At 69.7% G+C, this 21,085-nt stretch carries 20 protein-coding genes and 1 pseudogene; 9 read left to right on the forward strand and 12 right to left on the reverse strand.

The genetic code is table 11. From position 1 onward, the window contains the following. Positions 1 to 5: 5 nt before the first annotated feature. The 6 genes from SACTE_RS15515 to SACTE_RS33250 form a co-directional block, all read right to left on the reverse strand. Positions 6 to 2,030: a hypothetical protein gene (locus SACTE_RS15515; protein WP_014046980.1), complete on the reverse strand. Its 2,025-nt coding sequence runs from the start codon at positions 2,028 to 2,030 to the stop codon at positions 6 to 8. Beyond that, positions 2,017 to 2,262: a hypothetical protein gene (locus SACTE_RS15520; protein ID WP_014046981.1), complete on the reverse strand. Its 246-nt coding sequence runs from the start codon at positions 2,260 to 2,262 to the stop codon at positions 2,017 to 2,019. Before SACTE_RS15520 ends, SACTE_RS15515 begins: the two co-directional genes overlap by 14 nt. Before the next feature lie 228 nt (positions 2,263 to 2,490). Continuing rightward, positions 2,491 to 3,375 (reverse strand): hypothetical protein, encoded by an 885-nt coding sequence (locus SACTE_RS15525; RefSeq protein WP_014046982.1) that lies wholly within the window; start codon positions 3,373 to 3,375, stop codon positions 2,491 to 2,493. Then, on the reverse strand, positions 3,372 to 5,549 hold the full coding sequence (locus SACTE_RS15530; RefSeq protein ID WP_014046983.1) for a hypothetical protein: 2,178 nt from the start codon (positions 5,547 to 5,549) through the stop codon (positions 3,372 to 3,374). The genes SACTE_RS15525 and SACTE_RS15530 overlap by 4 nt, the downstream gene beginning before the upstream one ends. Further along, positions 5,546 to 6,469: a hypothetical protein gene (locus SACTE_RS15535; protein WP_014046984.1), complete on the reverse strand. Its 924-nt coding sequence runs from the start codon at positions 6,467 to 6,469 to the stop codon at positions 5,546 to 5,548. The genes SACTE_RS15530 and SACTE_RS15535 overlap by 4 nt, the downstream gene beginning before the upstream one ends. A 3-nt stretch (positions 6,470 to 6,472) precedes the next feature. Next, entirely contained in the window at positions 6,473 to 7,264 is a 792-nt protein-coding gene (locus SACTE_RS33250) for a Crp/Fnr family transcriptional regulator (RefSeq protein ID WP_078492630.1), read from the reverse strand. A 302-nt stretch (positions 7,265 to 7,566) separates the two neighbouring features. Here SACTE_RS33250 and SACTE_RS34605 point away from each other — a divergent pair, with 302 nt between their 5' ends. Both SACTE_RS34605 and SACTE_RS15545 read left to right on the forward strand, forming a co-directional pair. Next, positions 7,567 to 7,740: a hypothetical protein gene (locus tag SACTE_RS34605; RefSeq protein WP_014046986.1), complete on the forward strand. Its 174-nt coding sequence runs from the start codon at positions 7,567 to 7,569 to the stop codon at positions 7,738 to 7,740. Positions 7,741 to 8,132: 392 nt separating this feature from the next. After that, positions 8,133 to 8,582, forward strand: a complete 450-nt coding sequence (locus SACTE_RS15545) for a hypothetical protein (RefSeq protein WP_014046987.1) — start codon at positions 8,133 to 8,135, stop codon at positions 8,580 to 8,582. Between the two features lie 170 nt (positions 8,583 to 8,752). On the opposite strand, the gene SACTE_RS15550 is transcribed toward SACTE_RS15545, so the two are convergent. Beyond that, entirely contained in the window at positions 8,753 to 9,496 is a 744-nt protein-coding gene (locus SACTE_RS15550) for a hypothetical protein (protein ID WP_014046988.1), read from the reverse strand. Between the two features lie 554 nt (positions 9,497 to 10,050). Here SACTE_RS15550 and SACTE_RS15555 point away from each other — a divergent pair. Both SACTE_RS15555 and SACTE_RS15560 read left to right on the forward strand, forming a co-directional pair. Continuing rightward, positions 10,051 to 11,268 (forward strand): serine hydrolase domain-containing protein, encoded by a 1,218-nt coding sequence (locus SACTE_RS15555; RefSeq protein ID WP_014046989.1) that lies wholly within the window; start codon positions 10,051 to 10,053, stop codon positions 11,266 to 11,268. Between the two features lie 525 nt (positions 11,269 to 11,793). Beyond that, positions 11,794 to 12,627 carry a PIG-L family deacetylase gene (locus SACTE_RS15560; protein ID WP_014046990.1) on the forward strand — a complete coding sequence of 278 codons (834 nt, stop codon included), beginning with the start codon at positions 11,794 to 11,796 and terminating at the stop codon, positions 12,625 to 12,627. A 222-nt stretch (positions 12,628 to 12,849) separates the two neighbouring features. Here SACTE_RS15560 and SACTE_RS15565 read toward each other — a convergent pair whose 3' ends face one another. The 4 genes from SACTE_RS15565 to SACTE_RS15580 all read right to left on the reverse strand — a co-directional run bounded on the left by SACTE_RS15565 (position 12,850) and on the right by SACTE_RS15580 (position 15,833). After that, positions 12,850 to 13,620 (reverse strand): polysaccharide deacetylase family protein, encoded by a 771-nt coding sequence (locus SACTE_RS15565; RefSeq protein WP_014046991.1) that lies wholly within the window; start codon positions 13,618 to 13,620, stop codon positions 12,850 to 12,852. Between the two features lie 348 nt (positions 13,621 to 13,968). Then, positions 13,969 to 14,565 (reverse strand): hypothetical protein, encoded by a 597-nt coding sequence (locus tag SACTE_RS15570; protein ID WP_014046992.1) that lies wholly within the window; start codon positions 14,563 to 14,565, stop codon positions 13,969 to 13,971. 302 nt (positions 14,566 to 14,867) lie between these two features. Next, positions 14,868 to 15,227 carry a hypothetical protein gene (locus tag SACTE_RS15575; RefSeq protein WP_019992539.1) on the reverse strand — a complete coding sequence of 120 codons (360 nt, stop codon included), beginning with the start codon at positions 15,225 to 15,227 and terminating at the stop codon, positions 14,868 to 14,870. Positions 15,228 to 15,293: 66 nt separating this feature from the next. Continuing rightward, positions 15,294 to 15,833, reverse strand: coding sequence for an Lrp/AsnC family transcriptional regulator (locus tag SACTE_RS15580; RefSeq protein WP_014046994.1), 540 nt, complete (start codon positions 15,831 to 15,833; stop codon positions 15,294 to 15,296). Between the two features lie 94 nt (positions 15,834 to 15,927). Between SACTE_RS15580 and SACTE_RS15585 the strand changes: the two genes are divergently transcribed. The 3 genes from SACTE_RS15585 to SACTE_RS15595 all read left to right on the forward strand — a co-directional run bounded on the left by SACTE_RS15585 (position 15,928) and on the right by SACTE_RS15595 (position 18,268). After that, positions 15,928 to 16,791, forward strand: a complete 864-nt coding sequence (locus SACTE_RS15585; protein ID WP_026358975.1) for an LLM class flavin-dependent oxidoreductase — start codon at positions 15,928 to 15,930, stop codon at positions 16,789 to 16,791. Beyond that, positions 16,788 to 17,216 carry a nucleoside deaminase gene (locus tag SACTE_RS15590; RefSeq protein WP_014046996.1) on the forward strand — a complete coding sequence of 143 codons (429 nt, stop codon included), beginning with the start codon at positions 16,788 to 16,790 and terminating at the stop codon, positions 17,214 to 17,216. Before SACTE_RS15585 ends, SACTE_RS15590 begins: the two co-directional genes overlap by 4 nt. Positions 17,217 to 17,314: 98 nt before the next feature. After that, positions 17,315 to 18,268 carry an AraC family transcriptional regulator gene (locus SACTE_RS15595; RefSeq protein ID WP_019992537.1) on the forward strand — a complete coding sequence of 318 codons (954 nt, stop codon included), beginning with the start codon at positions 17,315 to 17,317 and terminating at the stop codon, positions 18,266 to 18,268. A 193-nt stretch (positions 18,269 to 18,461) separates the two neighbouring features. Here SACTE_RS15595 and SACTE_RS15600 read toward each other — a convergent pair whose 3' ends face one another. Beyond that, positions 18,462 to 19,343, reverse strand: coding sequence for an NAD(P)H-binding protein (locus tag SACTE_RS15600; RefSeq protein WP_014046998.1), 882 nt, complete (start codon positions 19,341 to 19,343; stop codon positions 18,462 to 18,464). A gap of 261 nt (positions 19,344 to 19,604) precedes the next feature. On the opposite strand from SACTE_RS15600, the pseudogene SACTE_RS15605 reads away from it, so the two are divergent. Both SACTE_RS15605 and SACTE_RS15610 read left to right on the forward strand, forming a co-directional pair. Next, positions 19,605 to 20,348, forward strand: a pseudogene (locus SACTE_RS15605) (DUF1838 family protein). Between the two features lie 121 nt (positions 20,349 to 20,469). Continuing rightward, a complete protein-coding gene (locus tag SACTE_RS15610) occupies positions 20,470 to 21,054 on the forward strand; it encodes a TetR/AcrR family transcriptional regulator (RefSeq protein WP_014046999.1) in 585 nt (194 codons plus the stop codon). The last annotated feature ends 31 nt before the right edge of the window (positions 21,055 to 21,085 follow it).

Consider the following 21,085-nt stretch of genomic DNA (forward strand, 5'->3'; position numbering starts at 1 on the left):
CCTGATCAATCGGAGTTCGAGACAGGTGATTCGGCGCGCCACGCGGCCAGCGCCCGGGCTGCCGGCTCCTTGCCGGGCAGCCCGTCCGGGCCCCGTTCGACAGCCAGGAGCCAGCGGAGGAAACCGGGCTGGCGGGCGGACACCAGACCGTCGAGGAGTTCGCTCAGTGCCCGGGACGGGTGCTCCGCGCAAGCCGCCTCGGCACACCAGTCGAGGAGGGCATCGCGCATGGCCGCGAAGGCGGCCGCCTCGTTGAGGGCATGTGCTGTCAGCTGAACTGTGCTGGATGCCGACTCGGCGTCGGCGAGCACCCGGCCGCTCCACCACGCGAGGTCCGTGTCCACCATCAGGGGAAAGCAGAGAGCCGTCAGCAGGCTGGGAACGTCCTCCGTCCGTGACCAGTCACACATCCGGCGCAGGGCGGTTGTCCTGGCGTCGGAGTCCCCGGCTTCGAAACGCCGCACCAGCGTCTTCGCGACGAAGGTGAGGACGGATGGGGCATCCGTGTCGCCGTTCAGGGTTGTCATGAACTGATGCAGCAACCGCAGGGCTTGCTCTTCCGTGACGTGGCCGCGGTCCGGGTGACAGGCGTGAAGCACCGTTTCGCGCAGCGGCGCCTCAGCGGTGACACTCCACTGTTCGAGCAGCTCAGCCGCTGCCCCTCCCGCTGCCGGGTCCTGAACTGCCGTCCCCAGGGCCCACCCCGCCACCTGAGGAGCCAGGCGTGACGGGGCCAGCGCCAGGTCGCGCAGGTGCTCCATGGACCGGCCGCCGGTCGCCACTGCCATGGCGGCGACCGCCCGCCCGGCCCGTTCGACCTGCTCCGCCTCGGGGCCGGGGCAGGCGAGCCAGGAGTGCAGCAGGGGCACGAGATCCGTGTGATCACGGCACAGGACCTCCCACACGGCCTCGCTCACGGCGGGCCAGAAGAAGGACACCGTGTCTGTGCTCGCCTCCCCGTCGCCCCGGGCACGGTGGGCCCCGAGAAGCCGCAGGGTCTCAGGCCACCGGCGGGTCCCGCCCGGCGCGTGGCCGGGCGAAATCCTGACATCGGTCTCCTGCTCCCCTCCCAGCCCCGCCAGTCGGAGCAGATCCCGGGCCCGCTCCGTCACGACGCCGCGGTGCAGCCCTCCGTAGACGGTGACCGCGAGCAGGTCGGCGCGCAGAGTGGGATCCGTTTGAGCCCGGGCGACAACTTCGGCGCCCTCGGTCCGGGCCACGTCGCGCACTACCTCGGCACCGCCCGCTCCGCCGGCGACACCCAGCCGGAGCACGGCCTCCGCCGCTCGTGCCGCGTAGCGGGGCGGAAGCCCTTCGGGCAACAACTCGTCGAGCTGACCCGGCTCCAGGGCCCCCAACCACCCGGTACGTTCTTCCTCGTTCGAGGATCCGTCGGCGAGGTGGGCGCCGAAGACCTTGCGCGGGTCCGGTGGCAGGTGGTGCACCACTGGCATGCCCAGGTGGTCCGCCAAGGTACCGGCCAGCCCCGGGACATCCGCCAGCACGATGATCAGACGCGCCCCGGCCTCGGCCAGGGGGCTCTCCAGGCGGGAGAGATCCCATGCCCGGAGCGCGAACGGGTCCGAGGGCTCTGTCACCAGGTATCCGTGCACGCCCTGGGCCCGCGGGCTCCATCGGGAGAAGTTGACGGTCCCGTCCACCTGGACGAGCACGGGGTCCTTATGCCCATGGGCCAGCAGGTTGAGGGCATGGGTCTCACGTCCCGACCCCGGGTCTCCGAGAAGCACGGTGATGCCTGCGTCAAGCGCGGCAAGCGCGTCCTGGAAGCCGGGCGGCCGCACAAAGCGCCGTCTTGCGGCCTCCACGTGCTTGGCCCGTACGGGGCCCTGCCGCATCGGCCCTGCTGCCGTGCCGCCCTCGGCCGGGTGGGACACGGTGTGCCGCTGACCGCCCGTCACGAGTCCGGTGTTGACGGTGCCGTGAGGAGCGACGACGACCATCTCCCGGCCGGCCAGGGCTGCTACGACGGCATCGAGGTCACTGCCTCGGGGAATCTCAGTTGTGTCCATCGGTTCCACCGTCGACGTGGCCGGAAAGCTCGATGGTGGTGACGTGCTGGCCGCCGTGGACGGTGCCGGTGTTGATGATCCCGCGTTCAGCGTTCAGGACCGTCGCCGCAGGGGCCTCAGCCGCGGCGCCGGCGCCGGGGAGCGCACGGCGGGCGGCCACCGGCTCAGCGGCCTCTCGCGGCCGGGGGAACTCGATGACCTCGTCAGTGCGTCGATTCTCTTCTGCTCGCATGTCGCCCCTCAATCCTCTGGACACCCGGAAAACGGATCGGGCACCCCTTTCCTTGACGCATCGAGAATCCCGCGTCTCGGTGCGTGCATCCGCTCCCGAGGCCCAGAAATCAGGTGACCGCAGTCACAGAAAGGAACGATCTGAACCTCGATACAAAAAAGAGCGAGTGCACTGCCCGAAGACAGTGCACTCGCCTATTCATTCGATTGCCGAGCGGAACCTCTGACGTCAGATGGCCCCGCCCGGAACGGGACGCCCGAGCGCGGAGATCCGGTCCCGGAGCATGTAGGAAATCTCTTTGCGTTCCTGATCCGTCAGCGTGCCCAGCAGTACGGCCAACTCCTCCTGCCAGTCACTGCGCGGAGGGCTCAGCAGACTCTGGTGGTCGACCGCCCAGTCCAGCACTTGGCGCACCTGGTCAGGATGTCTGAGGAGCCAGAGCGCCGCCAGCGACGCCGGCCCGGCCTGCAGCGCTTGGAGGCAGAACTCGTACTCCCCACGACGGCTGGCCGTCCAGGAGTAGCGGACTCCCTCGTCCGCGTCTTGGCCGATCAGGAGTTCCTCACCGTTTTCACGGAGCCGTACGTCGAACACCCGGTAGCTCAGACCGGCTTCGTCCAGCCGCTGGGGCCCGCCGAGGTACTGCATGATCTCCGGGGCCCCCAGCCCGCTCCCGGCCACTGCCTGCGCCTCGGCCAGGTGATGCAGGGCACCGGTGAGACGGGTACGCACGACATGCCAGCCGTGCGCGGTCCTCGTACGCACGACGCGTACGGGGTCATGGACCCACCACGACACCCAGAGGTCCACCGATTCCGTTCCGTACACAGTGGGGAGGCCGACTGCCTGCGAGTCCACGTGCTCGGTCGTGTCCACCCGGAAGACATCGGTGTACCGTCCGCCCAGACCGGGCGGAGCCGCCTCCACCGGCGCGGGCCCGTGGGCTCCGGCATCGTCAGGATCCCCACCGTGGCCGAGGAATCGGTAGTCCCCGGCCTCGTCCCTGAGCACCAGGGACCAGTCCCTGGTCGTGGACCAGCGCTGACGGAGGATTGCCTTCCAGGGCGGGCCGGCGACCCGGGCATAGAGACGCTCGGTCGACTCGTCGTTCACGCTGCCTCTCCTCGCTCACCGGCGCGCCATCTGCTGAGCGAAGCCCGCGCCGTGTTCAGTCCGGGCCACCCGTCAGCGCCCGCCTCGTCCATTTCGACGAACAATCGGAATTCACCGAATTGCATGGCACGACCCAATGCGGCAAACAGGTTCTCCACCGCGCGGAACTGTGTTTCGTCCCATCGCGCCCAGTCAGCCCAACGCAGCAATGCCGCGCAGGTCGCATCGAACGAACTCTCCGTGTTCAAGGCGCGGCGGACGAATTCGACTGTCGCCCCCGCCTCCGGAGTTGCGTCCGCGAGTCCCCGCATGAACCATCCCGGGGACTGAAGCAACTGGCTGAACAGCAAAAGCACCTGTTCCACGTCCAATCGCTCTGCGTTCAGCCATTCGACGAGCCGGGCGAACACCTTCGCCTCGTTGCCGGCCTGGAAAAGACTCAGGATCGCCACCCGCACGGCCAGTAGGACATCTCCGTCGTCGTCCTGACCCGCCCCGCCAGGACGGCTCCGTGCACCGAGGAGGAGATCGTGAAGAAGCCGCAGGGCCAGGTCCGGTCGTGCGAGCCCGAATCCCGCACCGCAGGTGTACGCCACTGTCGTCCTCAGGTGGACGCCGGCTGCCAGGCTCCAGCGCTGGAGGCGATAGCGCACCTCCGCGACCAGCACCGGATCCTCGGCCGCGATGCCCAGCGCGTTCGCCGCGATGAGTCGGCTGGTCGTACGGTCCGACTCGGCGAGTGCCTGGATGTGCCGCAATGCACGTCGTCCACCTCCCCACCTCGCCGCCCTGCCCATGAACTGGCCGACTGGCCGGGTCAGTTCGGTGGAGCGCTCGACTTCGCGCAGCCACTCGACCAGGAGGTCCGACAACTGTCCGTACTCACGCCATACGTGTCTGAGCACTGCTTCGGCCTGCCGGTGCCTGACGAACACGACCCCCTGCACACTGTGCGCGTAGGCACCCTCCGTACTGATGGCGCGGTCCTGACGGACGGCGTGAACGCTGTGCAGCAGGTCGGTCAGGGACCGCCGGAAGACGAAGTCCGGGTTCGGCCGCCCGCCCCTTTCGGCTCCCGAGGAGTCCGTCGGCGGCAGCTCCTCCATCAGACGGCCTTCGGACAGCTTCAGCAAGCGGGTGGCTTCGTCCCTGACGAGCCGGTGGTCCAGGCCCTCGTAGACGGAGGCGGCCAGGAGAAACGCCAGCGCGTCCGGGTCTCCGCGTAACTTCCGCATGAGTTCCGGAACTTCCTGTTCTGCTCGATAGCTCAGCCGACCTCCCAGGTCACCCAGCGCGTCCGGGTCGCCGTCAGCCGCCGCGATGGCCGTCACCAGCTCCACCACCTCGGCCGGCACCAACTCCGGCACCAGGAGGTCGCTCAGCTCATGGCTCCGGCTCAGTGCCGACAGCAGACGCTCCCGCTCCCGCTGGTCCGGGACCATTTCCTCGAAATAGCTGCCGAAGACCATGGCCGGCGGTGGTGGTACACACCGGATGGGCCGGACGTGCAACTCCTGTTCGAGGCGACGCAGCAGCGCCGCGTCATCAGGCAGCGTGATCACCATGTGGGCCGTGGCCTGCTTGAGCAGTGAGCGCACATGCGCCAGGACACCGGGGCCGAGGGGACGGGAGGGGAACAGCCCGTCCATCAGGTATCCCCGGGCCGAGGGATCGGTGGGCCGCCAGCGGTCCAGTTCGGTCACGCTGTCCAGCGCCCGCAGCCGGGCCCCTTCCCCGCAGCGTTCGCGCAGGAGGTTGAGCGCCGCGGTCCGGCGTCCCGACCCCGGACGCCCGGCCAGGAAGAGCGGTCCTTCCTTCAACTCCTTGAGCGCTTCACCGAACCAGTCGGGTCGCGCGAACCCGAAGGCGGCGGCCTGTACCTCGGACTCCGGGACGGGCCCCTCGCGCACCCTGCCTTCCCCGGGTCCCTTCCCTTCGTTCTCGGATCCGTTGTGCACGCGCTGGCCACCATGGACGGCTCCGGAGTTGATGTTTCCCCGTGGGGCGTACACGAACGAGAGCGAACCCCTCCTGTCCGCGCCGATGGCGTCGAGCAGCTCGGGAATGTCGGGCTCGGCGTCGGTACGCGACGGCCCGTCGCCAGGCGGCGGCTCCAGGGCAGCCGGTGCCAAGCCGGGCGGCTCCGCCGGCCGCGGCTCTTCGTCCGGGGTCACTGCCGCCCCTGGTACTTGTAGCCGCGGACCTGGTCCCCTTGAAAGCCGCGGACACGCCCGGCCTTGTTACCCTCGACGTGATCACCGGCGACATGGTGGTTCGCCACGCTCTGCCCACCGTGGACCGTGCCGGTATTGATGTTGCCGCTGGGGGCACTGTTCCCCACCTGTGGAGTCGGTGTGTCCTCGTACGGCAACGGACCGACGGCTTCCGCCGCGGACTCCTCGGTGGCGGCGACATCCGAGGGATCCTCGTAAAGCGGCCCCGACGGCTGGGGTACGTAGACCCAGGCCCGCTGGGAGAACGGCTTGCCCTCGACCGTCGCCGCCACCTCCACGAAGTGGTCGGGGTGGCGTCCGGTGTACCCGCTGGCGACGACGTCCTCGTAGCAGCGGTCGGAGAGGATCGCCGCGACGTGGGTGATGTTCTCCTTGTGAGAGGCGAGCACCGCCTTGACGGGTCGGGAGTCGAGCAGGCGGTGCGTGTCATTGCGCGCCGTACCGTTGCCGCTGAACTCGTCGCCGGTGTCGGGCAGCGGGCCGACGTGCACACTGGCGCGGAGCCTGATGGGCACCGCCCCGCAGGACAGGACGTTGTACTCGGTGAGCACGTCCTGGAGCGTGAGCAGCAGCGGGTGGATCACGAAGGGCATCTGTGCGGGGTCGAACCCGAAGACGTAGCCGTCGCCGGTCGAGGCGGGGAAAGCGCGGTCCTCCCAGAGGTCCCCCAGTTCCGCCCTGGACAGCGCGGCCTTGAGAAGGTCGGGCACGGCCCGGCTGACGGCTTCGTGCTCGATCGCCGGGCGTCCCGTGAAGCCCTTGGCGTCCACGGCCAGGATGCCTCGATAGTCGGGCAGTAGCCGACTGTGGGTGTAGGGGCGGACGATTCGCCGGGGCAATTCGCTCGTGAATTCGCGCATATGTCACTCCTCTGTGAAGCCCACCCGACCTCTCGGAGATCGGGCCGGGGCACTCATGTGTGCGGTGGCTCGCGTTTCGAGCTTCACAGTGGGCGCTGGAACGGTCTGCGCCGCAGGACCGGATGAGGAGTGACGTGGAGCACACCGCGCTCCGGAGTCGACGATCTCTCGCAGCCCGTCCACGTCGATCACGTCGATCCGCCCTTTTCCGGCCTCCACCCGGTCCTGTCCGAGCTGTTCCAGCGCCTTGCTGACGGCCTTGCGGCCTACCCCTATGTGCAGTGCCAGGTCCTCCCTGGTGAGGTCGAAGGACCGCTCTCCGTCAGACGCCTCGACCAGTCGAAGCAGAGCCACGGCGAGCCGCTCGTGCACCGCTCCGTCATGGATCTCGGCCTGCTCCAACAGGCGACGGGAGGACATCACCGCGAGCGGATAGGCGAGTCGGCGATTGTCCACTAGGTGCCGGAAATCCTCCCCAGAGACAATGGAAGCTTTGCAATTGCTCATTGCCCATACACTAGCCATGCGCATGCCTGCACCTTGCAGCGCCATCTCGCCAAGAATCTCACCTGGTCCACGGAAGGCGAGAAGCCGCTGCCGCCCGTCGCGGTCGGTGCGGACGACCTTCACCAATCCACTGACCAGTGCAAGTACGTGGGTTCCCTTGTCACCCTGACGTAGCAGCGCTCGACCCGCCAGGTAGGTCTGCGCCGGGTACCGAGTCAGTTCTGCCCACTCCTCGCATGACACTAGAGCACGAAGAGGCGACAGCGAGAGGGGGCGACCTTCGCTCATGCGATCACAGTAGAGGAGGAGCCCTCCGAGTAAGTGCCGAATTCAGCATTCCGCCCTCGCCGCAGGGACAAGAGCCCGGAGCTCTTTACTCGGCGAGCCTTCCTCCCGGAACGACCGAGCGCACGCCGCAGCGCAGTCCCCTTCCTCGCAGCAACCACTCGAACGCGGTGTCCTTGGGGCCATGGCGTCGGCCTGCTCACTCCAACGGCCAACGCGCACCCTTCTCGTACAGAAGTGCCTTACCTGCCCGCTGCCCGCCTGCCCGCCTGCACGCCTGCACAGAAACACCTCGGTGGCACGCGGTGAGACCCCACGTCTCGTTCTCCTTCGCCAATAGCGACGAGGCACTACTGACCTCCAACGTCACCTTCTGCACACCACTGCCCGACGTCCACCCATACATCCCGGACCTCGAGGGCGGGACGGAGGCAGCGGTCGCGGAGCTCTCCGCGGAGGACTGCTCCCACTGGTCGTGAGCGTGAGCGCGCACGGCGTCCACACCGACGCCGGTGCGCACTGCAGCGGACATCCGCAGACGCCACCGCTCGTGCCCCATCCGTGCCCGGCAGAGCGGGCAACAGGGGTCATGTACGACGCCCAGAGACCCCACCAACCTCGCCCACCCGGGGCAAACGTCCAGTTCAAAGCCACTTTAGCTATCCAGGAACCGCTGATTCCCAAGCTCAGAGCGCGAGTTCGATTCTCGTCACCCGCTCCATGAAAAAGCCCCAGGCCAACGGGCCGGGGCTTCTTTATTGGCGGCTTCGCAGCTGGCAGGGCAGTCACCGGTCGAGCCCGCCTCGTGCTCACAGAAGCGTTGTCTGCGAACCAAGCAGCTCACTGCCGACTCTTCCTGGATAATCGACGTATGGCATTACAGCCTGGCCTTTCCGATCTTCGTCGTGCCAAGTTCGCCCGTCACCTGCCCGCAGCGCTCTCCGAGCTCGCCGGTCCCCAGACGAAGCAAGTGCAGCACGACTTCCAGGGCATGCCTGCCGAAGGCAGTGACCTGGACATGAGCGCCCGTGCGGAACTGATCGCTACCGAAGACCCGTACTTCCGGGGAATCGACGCCGATGCCTCGCTCCCGCACTGGATGACCGTCCGACCGCCGGCTTCCACGAGCCCCGGCGGCCCCCACATCGTGGACTTGGCCGGCGGACGCGGCTGGCTCGTCTACACCTTCATGCGCCGCCACGCCGACCCTCAGATCGTCGTCACCGAAGCCTTCTGGGCCCGGCCTCCGCACCACCGCAGCGTCTGCACCACGGCGGCTTCCGTTTCCTGTCACCCGCTTCAGCACAAGGCCTCAGGTTGATGACCTGCCGTCGACGGGCCCCATCCGTGCCTTCGGAGCGGACAGCGGCGGTCAGGTACGACGCCCACCGCTTCGTACTACGGACAATCGTGGCGTCCAGGACCCCGCTGGTGTGACGTGCTCGGGGCGATGCCTCGGCCGTCGCCGCCTCGAAGGTGTCTTCGGCGTTCTCAGCGCAGTGGGTCGGTGACCCGCTCGTACTCCCGGCGCAGGCCAACCGGGATCAGGCGCAGACGTTCGTTGGGGCGAGGTCTGCCGTTGGCTGCGGCCCACGCACTGATCTCGTCGAAGTCGGGGTGCGGTGAGCCCATGATCGCATATACGGGGAGGGCGTCTTCGGTGAGTACAGTGCGGGGCAACGAGAGGCCGAAGCGCTTCTCGAAGACGGCCAGGCCGCGGCGCCTTCGCTCGTCGTAGTCGTCGTCGGGAGCGCAGTAGGTCTCGCCGCCAGGGTGCAGGACGCCGGCGGCCACAAGGTCGGGGAGGAGCAGATCACTCTCCTGGCCATAGCGGTGACGTTCCTCGCACAGTCCGTAGCCACAGATCGTGCGGCCGTCGCGTGCGTACATGACGATGGTGGGCGGGTGCTCGGAGTTGTAGTGGTAGTGAACGGCTTCCACACCGTCGCGTGAGACCTCCTCCAGTCGTTCGCGAAAGGGGCCGTAGGTGATGGCGTACGCCCAACCTGCGTGCTCGCCGATGCGAACCACAGCGCTGTCCGGTCCGCTGTCGGAAGAAGCGTCGACGTCAAGGTCCGCTGTCTCGGCGTCGGTCATCGGTTCCGCTTTCGCCCCCTGTGGCGCCCCCATACGGGATGCCAGCTCATCGGTGTCGATACCGCGGGCGAAGTACACATCCAACATCCACCCGGAGCTCGTCGTCGCTCCGACCATCCACTGAATACCGTCGTTCACGTGCTCTCCCCTGTGGACCGGTAGGCCGGCCGCCTGTCCGTAAGACCTTAGGACGGCCCTCTGACATCCCGGCCACACGGCTTTGTCATGCCTTCAACGGATGCAACGGACGCGTCAGGGCAGCCAGTTGTACGTCCCGTCCCGGCAGAGATGTCGTTCCCGGGCCCATGTGCGGCATGCGGCCTCCTCGTGGGCACGGTTCGGCGCGCGTCATGGCGCTGAGCGCCCGGTGAACGCCGGGCAGACCGAGGGGCGCTCGCCGTCCGGTGCCGCAAGGTCTGTATGACCGGCATGACCGGCGCGTTCACCGCCATACCTCCGCTTGTCCACGCCATCCGCGGACCGGCCGAGCAGCGAACCGGCCGATGCAGTGCCGATGCGGCGGCTCACCACAAGTCCGGGCCGGTCCACTCCACCAACTGACGCTGTGGGACCCCCCACAGCCGGGGTGGTGCTACCTCCACCCCCTTTCAGCAGGCTGGCTCCATCGAGCGGGCGGCCGATCGGCGACATGATCAACGAGTCGCGAGAACAGCCCTGTTGGAAGGAACACCGTGTCGGTTCGTCTTCACCCCTCTGCCCGGAACCAGCCGAAGAAGCAGCGCGGACGCCGCGGGGTGTCGGTGGTCGCCGCGTTGGCGGTCCTGGGCGGCGGGCTCGCTGTGAGCGGCTCCCTGGCCTATGGCGCCCCCGGACATGCCGGTAACCGCGACGCGGTGAGCGAGGGCGCGAGGAACCTGGTGCGTGAGGACGGTTTCCCCGCCGTACTGGCCGCCGTCGAGGGCTCCCACGGACGTGTCCGCGACTACACGGCCGGCACCGGTGACCTGGAGACCGGCTCGGCCGTGCCGGTGAACGGCCAGGTCCGGGCCGGCAGCAACACCAAGTCCTTCACCGCGGCTGTCGTGCTCCAGTTGGTCGGTGAGGGCAAGGTGGACCTGGACGAACCGATCGAGACGTACCTGCCGGGTCTGGTGCGCGGCGACGGCATCGACGGGACACGGATCACCGTGCGGAACCTGCTCCAGCACACCAGTGGCCTTCCCGATTACACCCGGTCGCTGGCCCCGAACCCGTTCGAGATCCGCGACACGTACTACAACCCGCGCGAGATGCTCGACCTCGCCTTGCGTGAGAAGGCGGTGTTCGAGCCCGGCGCGAAGTGGCAGTACAGCAACACCAATTACATCCTGGCGGGCCTGCTCGTCGAAAAGGTCACGGGCCGGCCCGTCGGTGAGGAGATCACGAACCGGATCGTGCGCCCCCTCGGCCTCAAGGACACCTACTGGCCGAACGCCGGCGAGCGCGGCATCCGGGGCACCCACCCCACGGGCTACGGCTCCGCGGCACTCGGCGGTCCACTGGAGGACATCACCCGCCTCGACCCGTCGCAGGCATGGGCCGCCGGGCAGCTCGTCACCACCCCGCGCGACCTCAACCGCTTCTTCTCCGCCCTGCTCGGCGGTGAGGTCCTGGGTGCCGCCGAGCTGAAGGAGATGACGACCACGGTCCCGGCCGCCGAGGGCTCCGTCACACCGGACACCGAATACGGCCTGGGTCTCTTCCGCACCCCCTTGTCCTGCGGTGTCGAGTTGTGGGGCCACGGCGGTTCCATCCACGGCTACGAGACCTTCGGCGGCGTCACGGACGACGGCCGCGCGGCGACGGTGGCCGTCACGGCACTGTCGAGCGCGGTGGCGGCCGCGCCCGAAGGGATTCTGCGGGCGCACCAGCACGTACAGGATCTGGTGGACACGGCCATCTGCGCGTAACCGCTCGTCGCCGCCACCCACCGCGCCATGGTCCATCCGTCTCCGCTCTCCTCGGCGGTGTCATGGGGGCCGCCTTGGGCATGGTCGTCGTGGTGGTCGTCGCCGCCGTCAAGGAGTGGACCCCGGCCCTGGACGTCCGTCTCGCCCTGCACGTCCCTCTCGCCCTGGGAGCCCCGGGGTCGCCGGAGCCCCGGCCGCCGGAGCCCTGGCGGGTCTCCTGGCCGGCCTGTACCCGTCCCTGCGGGCCTCCGCAGGGAACCGGTCGGGCGCCCTGCGCTCGTAGTCGGGCCCGCAGGTCAGGAGCCGTACGAACGTGTTCCGTGCCATGGACCTCCGAGCCCGGCGCGCGTCGAACCGCGCCGGGAACAAGCGGTCCGGCCGGCACGGTTGCACCGAGGGACCGGCGCCGCACGCGGAGGACACGGCGACGACATGGTCGTCCGCCCCGCTCGGCCCGGGCCCCGGATCGCGGTACGCCCGCCGCGCACTCGGACCGAGACGTAGTTCCGCAGGAGGACGTTTTTCATGACCGACCGGCCCTTGACGCTCATGGCAGTGCACGCCCACCCCGACGACGAGGCCACCGGAACCGGAGGGATCCTCGCGCGGTACGCGGCGGAAGGCATCCGCACGGTCCTCGTGACCTGTACCGACGGCGGATGTGGTGACGGACCGGGGGGTGTGAAACCGGGCGACCCCGGGCACGATCCGGCAGCCGTCGCCTCGATGCGCCGCCGGGAACTCGAAGCGAGTTGTGAGCTCCTGAAGATCAGCGACCTGGAGATGCTCGACTATGCCGACTCCGGGATGATCGGCTGGCCGAGCAACGACGCCCCCGGATCCTTCTGGCGGACCCCCGTGGAGGAGGGCGCCGCCCGCCTCGCGGAGCTCATGCGGCACTACCGGCCCGATGTGGTCGTCACCTACGACGAGAACGGCTTCTACGGCCACCCCGACCACATCCAGGCCCACCGCATCACGATGGCGGCGCTGGAGATGACCGCGCTGACACCGAAGGTGTACTGGACGACGATGCCCCGCTCCATGATGCAGCGCTTCGGGGAGACCATGCGCGAGTTCCAGGAGGACATGCCGGAGCCGGATCCCGCCGAGGCAGCCGCCATGGCTGAGATCGGCCTGCCCGACGACGAGATCACCACATGGGTGGACGCCACCGCGTTCAGCGGCCAGAAGTTCGACGCGCTGGCCGCGCACGCCAGTCAGGGCGAGAACATCTTCTTCCTCAGGATGGGCAAGGAGAGGTTCGCCGAGTTCATGGGCATGGAGACCTTCGTGCGCGTGAAGGACGCCACCGGCGCCGCCGTACCCGAGAACGACCTCTTCGCCGGACTGCGCTGAGCCGCCCGCCCGACCGGGGCCCGGCGCTCGACGGGCTCGGCCCCCTCCGGCGACCGAAGCCGGCCGGAGGGGGCCGCCGAGCGGAGGGGCGGCCGGGCAGTTGCCCGAGGCCGGGGGCCGACGAGTGCGACGAGCCCTGCGGGGACCACGATCGGCCCGGGACTCACGGCGTTCAGCCCGACACGGTCGGTGCGGACCGGTTCGCGGTGCGGGCGGGCCTCGTCACCGCACGGGGAAGCCGAAGGAGTACCCCTGCTCCTTCAGCCAGGGCAGCACCTCGCGCAGGGCCGCCAGGGTCTGGGCACGGTCCCCTCCCGCGTCGTGGAAGAGGATGGTGGGCCCGTTGGAGATCTCGCTCTTGACGGTGGCGACCATGGTGTCCACGCCGGGGTGCTCGAAGTCCTTGGTGTCGACGTTCCAGCCGAGCGGCCGCATCCCCCGGGACGCGGCAAGCTGCCGGCTGTACGGGGTGAAGGCGCCGCCCGGGGCCCGGTAGTACTGCGGCCGGACGCCCCCGGACGCCTTGGTGATCATGCGTTCGGCGTCCAGGATCTGCTGGGACTGGTAGGCCTCGGACTTGCCGTCCATGGCGGTGTCGTGCGAGACCGTGTGGTCACACAGCCGGTGCCCGTCCGCCACGACCTGCTTGACCAGGTCGGGGTAGGCCTCCGCCTGCGTGCCCACCATGCAGAACGTGGCCTTGACCCCGCTGTCCTTCAGCAGTCGCAGCACCTGCGGTGTCCAGACCGGGTCCGGCCCGTCGTCGATGGTGATGTTGACGCCCTGGGCGCCGCGGTCCGAGGCGTGCGCGATGTCCGCCGCCACCTTGGTCACCTGGGGCTGGGCGTCGGGAGCGGAGACACGTGCTTGAGCGCCTCCCTGGCCGGGGTCGGCCTGTGCGGTCCACACCGAGGTCGCGGCGGCCATCGCCGTCACCCCGAGAGCCGCCGCGAGAAGCCGGCTGTGCCATGCCCTTCCCTTGTGCTTCGCCATGTCCGCCCGCCCCTTTGCCGTCCCCGCCGATGCCGTGCAGCCATGAAGACACGCGAAAGCCCCGGCAGGATCCCTCGGTTACCGATCCCGGACGATTCCGCAGGGGACCGGCGACAAACGCGGGAACTCCGCGACAGAAGAGGGCTCGCGACAGCCCGGGCCGCCCGGGGCGCCGGCGGGGAAAGGACGCGCGGCGAGCAAAAGCCTCGGGCCGTCGGCCCGAGGCTTTCGTCGGTGTCCGGGTCGCCCGGAGTGCGCCATGCCGGTCAGAGGCGTCCACGTTCCGAAGGCGCTCGACGCGGGCTCCCGTGTCCGCCCACGCGGAACACTGTCCGGGGTGCCGTCAGGTCAGATCGTCGGGGTGTCGTCGACGATCTCCTTGTGCGGTTCGACGACGAACTTCCAGCCCTCGCTGGGCTCCAGGAACCGCACCCGGGTCGGGTAGATGTCCAGGGCGCGGCGGTCGCGGTTCTGGCTGTTGTTCTTCCGGGCCTTGGCCGGCTCCTCGTACAGGTCGACCTTGACGTCCGGCACCGCGACGACTTCCTCGCTCCACCGCTGAACGACCCCTGCGCCGAACGCGTCCCGTGCGGAGGAGTAGAGCGAGTCCAGGGACTCCTTGTTCCCGGCGGGCACGAAGAGGGCGAGGTTCAGCAGGACGCCGGCGCTCTGCAGGACCTCGATCTCCTCACCCGTCTTGTCCGCGATCCAGATCCCGGCGTCCTCGCTGTCGCCCGGGAGGACGTGGATCTCCTCGCCGAACACCGTCCTTGCGGCGAAGGACCCTCCCTCGAAATTCTTACCCGGTCCCGTGAGGAAAGCCGGGGCGTAGCAGTCGAGAGGAAGGCCGTCCATCCCCGCCGAGACGAAGATGGCGTCCTGAACACCCAACTCTGCAATTTCTTCGGCCGTCAGACGTCGAGCCGTGACCTTCTCAGTGTGCACGCCATTCCCCTTTTAATCGTGGCGCCCTGTGAATTCAGGAATACTCTACCACGAAAATGATCAGCCACTTCCTGTTCTGTTGCCCTCTACACTCACCGACAAACGGGTAAGCATCCGGGCCATCCCAGTAATCCCTCACGAGAGAACAACTGGCAGCTATCCCACATCACCGAGGAACCCACATCACCGAGAACCCACATCACCGACGAAACACAGCACCGGCAGAGAAATGCGGCGAAATTCGGGAACGTGACCGACGCACGGTCGCGGGCCCACCACCGGCTGTGCGGTGTGCCACCCCGCTAACGCATCGTGCCAGGCCAGAGGGTCCACGGTTCCTGCGCGGGAATCAACCGTCCGGTTTCTGCGGAGCGGTACCAGTCATAGCTGCCGATGGCCGTGCCGCCGGTCGGCAGCCAATGGGCCGTGACCCGGGCCCGCAGGACGAGTTTGTCCTTTTCAAGAAGTCGGGCCGCGATCCTCCCGTAGACCGTGAGCATCACTTGCAGGTCTCTCGGTGTCCGAGCCGCCTCCCGCATGGAGGGCACAAGCTCCCCCGCCGAACTCCAGCGCCACCGATGATTTCCGTGGTCGTACTGCACCTCGGCACGCAGCTCGACCGATGCGGCGGCATCCGGCCCCATATCGTCCGGCTCTGGCATTATGTATCCTGGCATGGAATGATTCTCCTCCGGAAAGTGGGCGCCGCGCCCGCTATTTCCTTCCGGTCAGGACGACGGGGTTCGGTCCGCCGAAACGCTGTCGTCGCGCGCCCGCCAGGTATTGCGGGGCGGCCCTTGACCGGCCGTACGCACCCCTGGTTCCCGTGGTCCGCGGAACGGCTGTGTCCGGCTGAGGACGAGGTTGGTGGTCGTGCTCCCGAACCGGGCCAGCGCGTCGACGATCTCCTCCAGGTGGACCATCGACGTGGTCGCCACCTTCATGACGTAGCAGTCGTCCCCCGTGGTGCGCAGGCACTCCAGGATCTCGGAGCGCTCCTCGATCAGCCGGCGCAGCGGCTCGTGCCGGGTCCCCGGCCCCGGGTACTTCAGCCGGACCACCGCCAGTACCGCGTAGCCGGTCCGCTCCAGGTCCACCTCCGCCCGGAACCCCGTGATCACCCCGGCCGCCTCCAGCCGCCGCACCCGCTCCTTCGTCGCCGACGCGCTGAGGTTCACCCGCCGCGCCAGCTCCGTGAACGCGACCCGGCCGTCCTGTTGGAGCTCCGCCAGGATCGCCCAGTCCGTCACATCGAGACTCTCGGTCATCCACCCAGATTACCGGCGGATCCACGGCCGAACCGCCCCTGAACAGGCGGGAATTACTTCTGCCCGCCCAGGTGGCGTGACTAGGGTGAGCGTTGTGGAAATCGGAGTGAATGTACCCAATTTCGGCCCGGGCACCGATCCGGGTGTTCTTCGGAGCTGGGCCCGAACCGTCGAGGGCCTCGGCTTCGATCTGCTCATGGTCTCGGACCACGTCGCCATCACGCCGGATGTCGCCGAGCGCTATCCGGCCCCCTTCTACGAACCCTTCACCACCTTGTCGTGGCTGGCCGGCCTCACCACCCGGGTCCGGCTCGGCACGACGGTCCTCATCGCTCCCTACCGCCACCCGCTGCTCACCGCCCGGATGGCGGCCAACCTCGATGACCTGAGCGGAGGCCGGCTGGTCCTCGGCGTGGGGGTGGGCTGGGCGCGGCAGGAGTTCGCCGCCCTCGGGGTCCCGTTCGAACGGCGTGGACGGCTGACCGACGACCACCTGCGGGACATACGGGCGGCCTGGGCGGACACCGCCTCCTACGGGAACCGGAGGATCCCGGTGTGGGTCGGCGGCACCAGCGACGCGGGACTGCGCCGGGCCGTGCGGCTCGGGGACGCCTGGCATCCCCTGCGCTGCACGATGCCGTGGCTGCGCGAAGCAGCGGAGAGGCTGGAGGCGTACGCGGTCGAGCAACGGCTCCCCGTACCCGCCCTGGCGCCCCGGATCGCCCTCCACGTCACCGAGGCGCCGGTCGGCGGACCGCGGCGGCTCGCGGGTGAGGGCACGATCGACCAGATCATGGACGACCTCGACCAACTGCGGTTGCTGGGCGCCGAGGCCGTCGTCCTCGACCCCTACCACGGCGACCCCCGCGAGACGTGCCACCCGCAGACGAGTCGGCAGGCTCTCGCCACGGTGGCCGCGCACCTCTCCCCGTCCCGCACCAGAACGGAGCAGTCATGACCACACCCGACGACCACACCCTCCTCCGGCGGGCCATCGCGCTCGCGGCCGAGGCGCGCGAGGGCGGCGACCCGCCGTTCGGGTCGCTGCTGTCGGGACCGGACGGAACGGTCCTCGCCGAGGAGCGCAACACGACCCTCACGGACGGGGACATCACCGCGCACCCGGAGCTGAAGCTCGCCCGGTGGGCCGCGAGGGAACTGGACGCGGCCACGGCGGCGGAGACCACGATGTACACGAGTTGCCAGCCGTGCGAGATGTGCCAGGCGGTCATCCAGCGGGCGGGGCTGCGGCGGGTCGTGTTCGCCCTGTCCGGCCGGCAGCTCCTGGACATCAGACCGGGCAGCGGCCTGCCCCCCGTGCCGCAGACCGGCCCGGCCCTGCTCGACGAGGTGCGGGCGGTGGTCGAGGGGTACTACCGCTGAGTGCCCGGCGTCGCGGCATCGCACGGGCCCCTGGCCGTACGTCCGCCGTACATGGGCGACCGTCCGGAACGCCCGTGCCGCTGCCTATCGTTGGCGTCATGGACGTGTTCGACGAGCTGTTGCGGGGCGTGCGGGGCAGGGGGGCGGTGTTCGGGCGTTCGGTGCTGTGGCCTCCGTGGTCGCTGCGGTTCACCGACGGCGCGTACCTGACCCTGTGCCTGCCGCTGCGCGGCGCCGGGTGGATCGTGCCGGAGACCGGGGAGGCGCGGCACGTGGCGCTCGGCGAGGCCGCGATCGTCCGGGGCCCCGCGCCGTTCTCCTTCACCGACGACCCGGCGCACGGTACGGGCGCGGAGCGGGCGACAGGCGTACGGGAGGTGCGCTGGGGCGAGGACACGCCGGACCCCGTCGACCTCGACGGTGAACTGGACTGCTCCACCGTGTTGCTGGCCGCGACCTATGACGTACGGGCGCAGGTCCCGCAGCGGCTCCTGCGTGCGCTGCCGCCGGTCCTGGTGGTCCCCGACGAGGATGACTGCTCGCCGTTGCGGGACTACCTGGAAGCACAGATCGGCGGCAGCAGGCCGGGGCAGCAGATCGTGCTCGACCGGCTTCTTGACTGGCTGCTGGTGTGCACGCTGCGGGACTGGTTCGACCGGCCGGAGGCCGAGCCGCCGGGGTGGTACGGCGCGCTCGGCGACGCGGTGGCGGGGCCCGCCCTGCGCGCGATCCACGAGGATCCGGCGCACCCGTGGACGACTGCGGAGCTGGCGGGCCGGGCGGGGGTGTCCCGGACGACCTTGGCGAAGCGGTTCACGGAACTGGTCGGGGACGGGCCGGTGGCGTATCTGACCGAGTGGCGGATGACGCTCGCCGCCGATCTGCTGACCCGCCCGGAACTGACGGTGGCTGCGGTGGCCCGGCGGGTCGGTTACGCGGACGCGTTCGGTTTCAGCGCGGCGTTCAAACGGCTCCGGGGCGAGAGCCCGACCGCGTACCGGCAGAAGGCCGCCGCCCCTGGCCTACCGGACCGCGCCGTACCGGCGGGCTGACCTCGTCGCCCCTGGGGCCGGGGCCGCTGCTGCCGGGCGGACCGGGCCGTTCGGCGGGGGCGGGAGGACAGCGCGTCGGGCGGGGGCGAGAGGTGCGGCACTTCCGGCGGTGAGCCGGGGCAGGCGGTGCCGGGTCCGTCGCCGTCTTCACGCACCGCCTGTCCGCACCGCACCGCACCGGTTCGTTCCCCCGTCAGCCCCAGGCGCCCGCCGCAGCCGCGTCACGGGCGAAGTCGGCGAAGTCACGCGGGGGACGGCCGAGTGCCCTCCGCACGCCGTCCGTGACCGGGGCCTCCCGACTTGTGCGGATCGGCTCCATCGCGTCGATCCAGAGCGCGGCCTCCTCCTCGGACATTCCCTGGGCCACCAGTTCGGCCAGGAAGGCGGACTTCCGCGCCGGGACGTGCACGGCGCGCACGCCGGTCACCTTCGCGATCTCGTCGAGTGCGTCGGCGATGCGGAGCGCCCGGGGGCCGGAGAGTTCGTACACCTCGCCGTCGTGGCCCTCTTCGGTCAGGGCAGCGACGGCGACCGCCGCGATGTCGTCGGCGTCGACGAACGCGGCGGCCCCGTCGCCGGTGGGCAGGGCCAGTTCGCCGCCGCGCACCCCGTCGAGGAAGACGCCTTCGCTGAAGTTCTGGGCGAACCAGCCGGGCCGCAGGATCGTCCAGGCGACACCGGAGGAGCGGACGGCCGACTCGCTCTCCAGATGCGGGCCGCCGCCCTCGTAGGAGGGGCCGAAGTAGCCGGGCACGTCCACGCCCCGGGCCGAGAGCAGCACCAGCCGTCGCACCCCGCTCGCGACGGCCTGCGCGACGAAGGCGGGCGTGGGTGAGGGCGAGGTGTCCAGCGGGACGATGTAGACGGCGTCGACCCCGTCGAGGGCCGCCCGCCAGGTGGCCCGGTCCGCCCAGTCGAAGGGGGTCTCCCCGGACCGCGAGGCCGCCCGGGTCTCCACGCCCCGCTCGCGGAGCCGGGCCACCGTCCTGCGGCCGGTCTTGCCGGTGCCGCCGAGCACCAGCACGGTGTTCCCGGTGCTCGTCGTGTCCTTACGCGTCGCGCCTGTCTGTGTCATGGGGCAAGCCTGGTCGCGCCGGTGGCACGCCGCCATGGTTCATCGTCCGGGAGGGATGTCCGCGCGTCCGGCTGCCGCCAGGCAGCCGTCCGGCAGATGCCCGGCAGGTGCCCGGCCTGGGGACGTGGGACGGTGGGACGTCCTGCCGCGTCGCCGCCTCGGCCGGGGCTCCCGGTGCGGCGACGGCTCCTTCCGGCCGCTTCCCTCCGGGCCGGGGTGTTTCCCGCACGGCCGGGGCGGAGGACGCGCAGAGTACTCCGTATGACGACACCCGCAGAGTTGCTCCGCTCCCTCGCCCGCACCCGCGCCTCGCTCGACGGTGAGGAGGTCACGTTCTGGTGGTCCGGAGACGTGTACTCCTGGGCCCCGGACGAGCCCTACCGGCGCGTGTTCGGCTTCGAAGGTCTCAACGTCTCCCGCCTGGTCCAGGACACCGACGCCGGGCCGGACGCCTACCAACTGCTCACCCGCGAGGCCGCCTTCTACCTCGACCCGGTCACCCGCGAGATCCTGGAGACCTGGCAGGATTTGCCGGTGATACACGTCTGGAACGACCCGGCGAACCAGAAGTGGCGCCCCTTCCCGGTCCCGACGACCGAGCTGGGCGGACAGGTCTGCTTCAGCCTGGAGATCCCGCTCGCCTACCCGTCGCCGCTGCCGGTGGCCCAGTACCCCGTCCACTCGGCCGGCGACACGTACAAGGCCCTGGAACTCTTCCAGTTCTTCGCCGACCGCGCCGATCTGGCCGGCGACGCACCCGGCGTCCCGGCGACCATGTCATGGAGCCGGATGTCGCCCTAGCTGCCGTGGATGGCCCGCGGCCAGGCGCCCGGCGGCCTCACCTTCCACTGCCGGGGCCGCAAGCTCGGCTCGTACGCCGAGGTACCGGAACGGACCCGTGCCTACATCGCCGACCGCCACCCGGAGTTCGCCCACGCTCCGGCGCAGTGGAGCGAGCCGAACGAGACCAGTTGGACGTACTTCCGCAAGCTCAACCCGCCCTAGCCGCCGACGGCTCGCACCGTGGGGTACGGGCGGCCAACCGGACTGCGGCACCTTCGGGTTCAGGCCCTTCACCCCCCAGGGTTATTGACCGATCGTTCTGGATAACCATAGGGTCTGCGATGTGGCCAGGACCAAGGAGTTCGATCCCGAGGCCGCGTTGCAGGCAGCCCTCGAGCTGTTCTGGCGGCGCGGCTACGAAGCGACGTCGATGACCGACCTCGTCGAGCACCTCGGCATCGGTCGCGCCAGCATCTACGCGACCTTCGGCAACAAGCACGAGCTGTACCTGAAGGCCATGGACCGGTACGCCGAGGGGCGCGACCCGCAGCTCCTCGCGGAGCTCTCCCAGCCGGGGCCCGCGCTGCCGGCGGTGCGGGCGCTGATACGCCGCTTCGCGGCGGAGGCCACCTCCGCCGAGGACCGACTGCACGGCTGCCTCATCACCAACACCGCCGCCGAACTGGCCCCGCACGACCCCGCGGCGGCCAGACGGGTGGAGATCAGCTGGGATCGCGTCGAGACCCCACTGCACTCCGCGCTCGTACGGGCCCAGGCCCAGGGCGAGCTGGCCGAGGACCGCGATCCGCGCGCACTGGCCCGCATGCTGCTCGTGCTGCTGCAGGGCGTACGCATCGTCGGCAAGGCGTCCAGCGATCCCGCCCGGGTACGGGACGCGGCCGAACAGGCGCTGGCCCTGCTGGACTGAATCCCTTCCGCACCCGGAACCGGCCCACACC

It is taken from the genome of Streptomyces sp. SirexAA-E (assembly GCF_000177195.2).
Classification (GTDB): domain Bacteria; phylum Actinomycetota; class Actinomycetes; order Streptomycetales; family Streptomycetaceae; genus Streptomyces; species Streptomyces flavovirens.

Excerpts from the sequence above, each read along its gene's own strand:
- SACTE_RS15515 (WP_014046980.1), bottom strand. The coding sequence starts at position 2,030 with ATGGACACAACTGAGATTCCCCGAGGCAGTGACCTCGATGCCGTCGTA.
- SACTE_RS15520 (WP_014046981.1), bottom strand. The coding sequence starts at position 2,262 with ATGCGAGCAGAAGAGAATCGACGCACTGACGAGGTCATCGAGTTCCCC.
- SACTE_RS15535 (WP_014046984.1), bottom strand. The coding sequence starts at position 6,469 with ATGCGCGAATTCACGAGCGAATTGCCCCGGCGAATCGTCCGCCCCTAC.
- SACTE_RS33250 (WP_078492630.1), bottom strand. The coding sequence starts at position 7,264 with ATGAGCGAAGGTCGCCCCCTCTCGCTGTCGCCTCTTCGTGCTCTAGTG.
- SACTE_RS15545 (WP_014046987.1), top strand. The coding sequence starts at position 8,133 with ATGGCATTACAGCCTGGCCTTTCCGATCTTCGTCGTGCCAAGTTCGCC.
- SACTE_RS15560 (WP_014046990.1), top strand. The coding sequence starts at position 11,794 with ATGACCGACCGGCCCTTGACGCTCATGGCAGTGCACGCCCACCCCGAC.
- SACTE_RS15565 (WP_014046991.1), bottom strand. The coding sequence starts at position 13,620 with ATGGCGAAGCACAAGGGAAGGGCATGGCACAGCCGGCTTCTCGCGGCG.
- SACTE_RS15575 (WP_019992539.1), bottom strand. The coding sequence starts at position 15,227 with ATGCCAGAGCCGGACGATATGGGGCCGGATGCCGCCGCATCGGTCGAG.
- SACTE_RS15580 (WP_014046994.1), bottom strand. The coding sequence starts at position 15,833 with ATGACCGAGAGTCTCGATGTGACGGACTGGGCGATCCTGGCGGAGCTC.
- SACTE_RS15590 (WP_014046996.1), top strand. The coding sequence starts at position 16,788 with ATGACCACACCCGACGACCACACCCTCCTCCGGCGGGCCATCGCGCTC.
- SACTE_RS15595 (WP_019992537.1), top strand. The coding sequence starts at position 17,315 with ATGGACGTGTTCGACGAGCTGTTGCGGGGCGTGCGGGGCAGGGGGGCG.
- SACTE_RS15600 (WP_014046998.1), bottom strand. The coding sequence starts at position 19,343 with ATGACACAGACAGGCGCGACGCGTAAGGACACGACGAGCACCGGGAAC.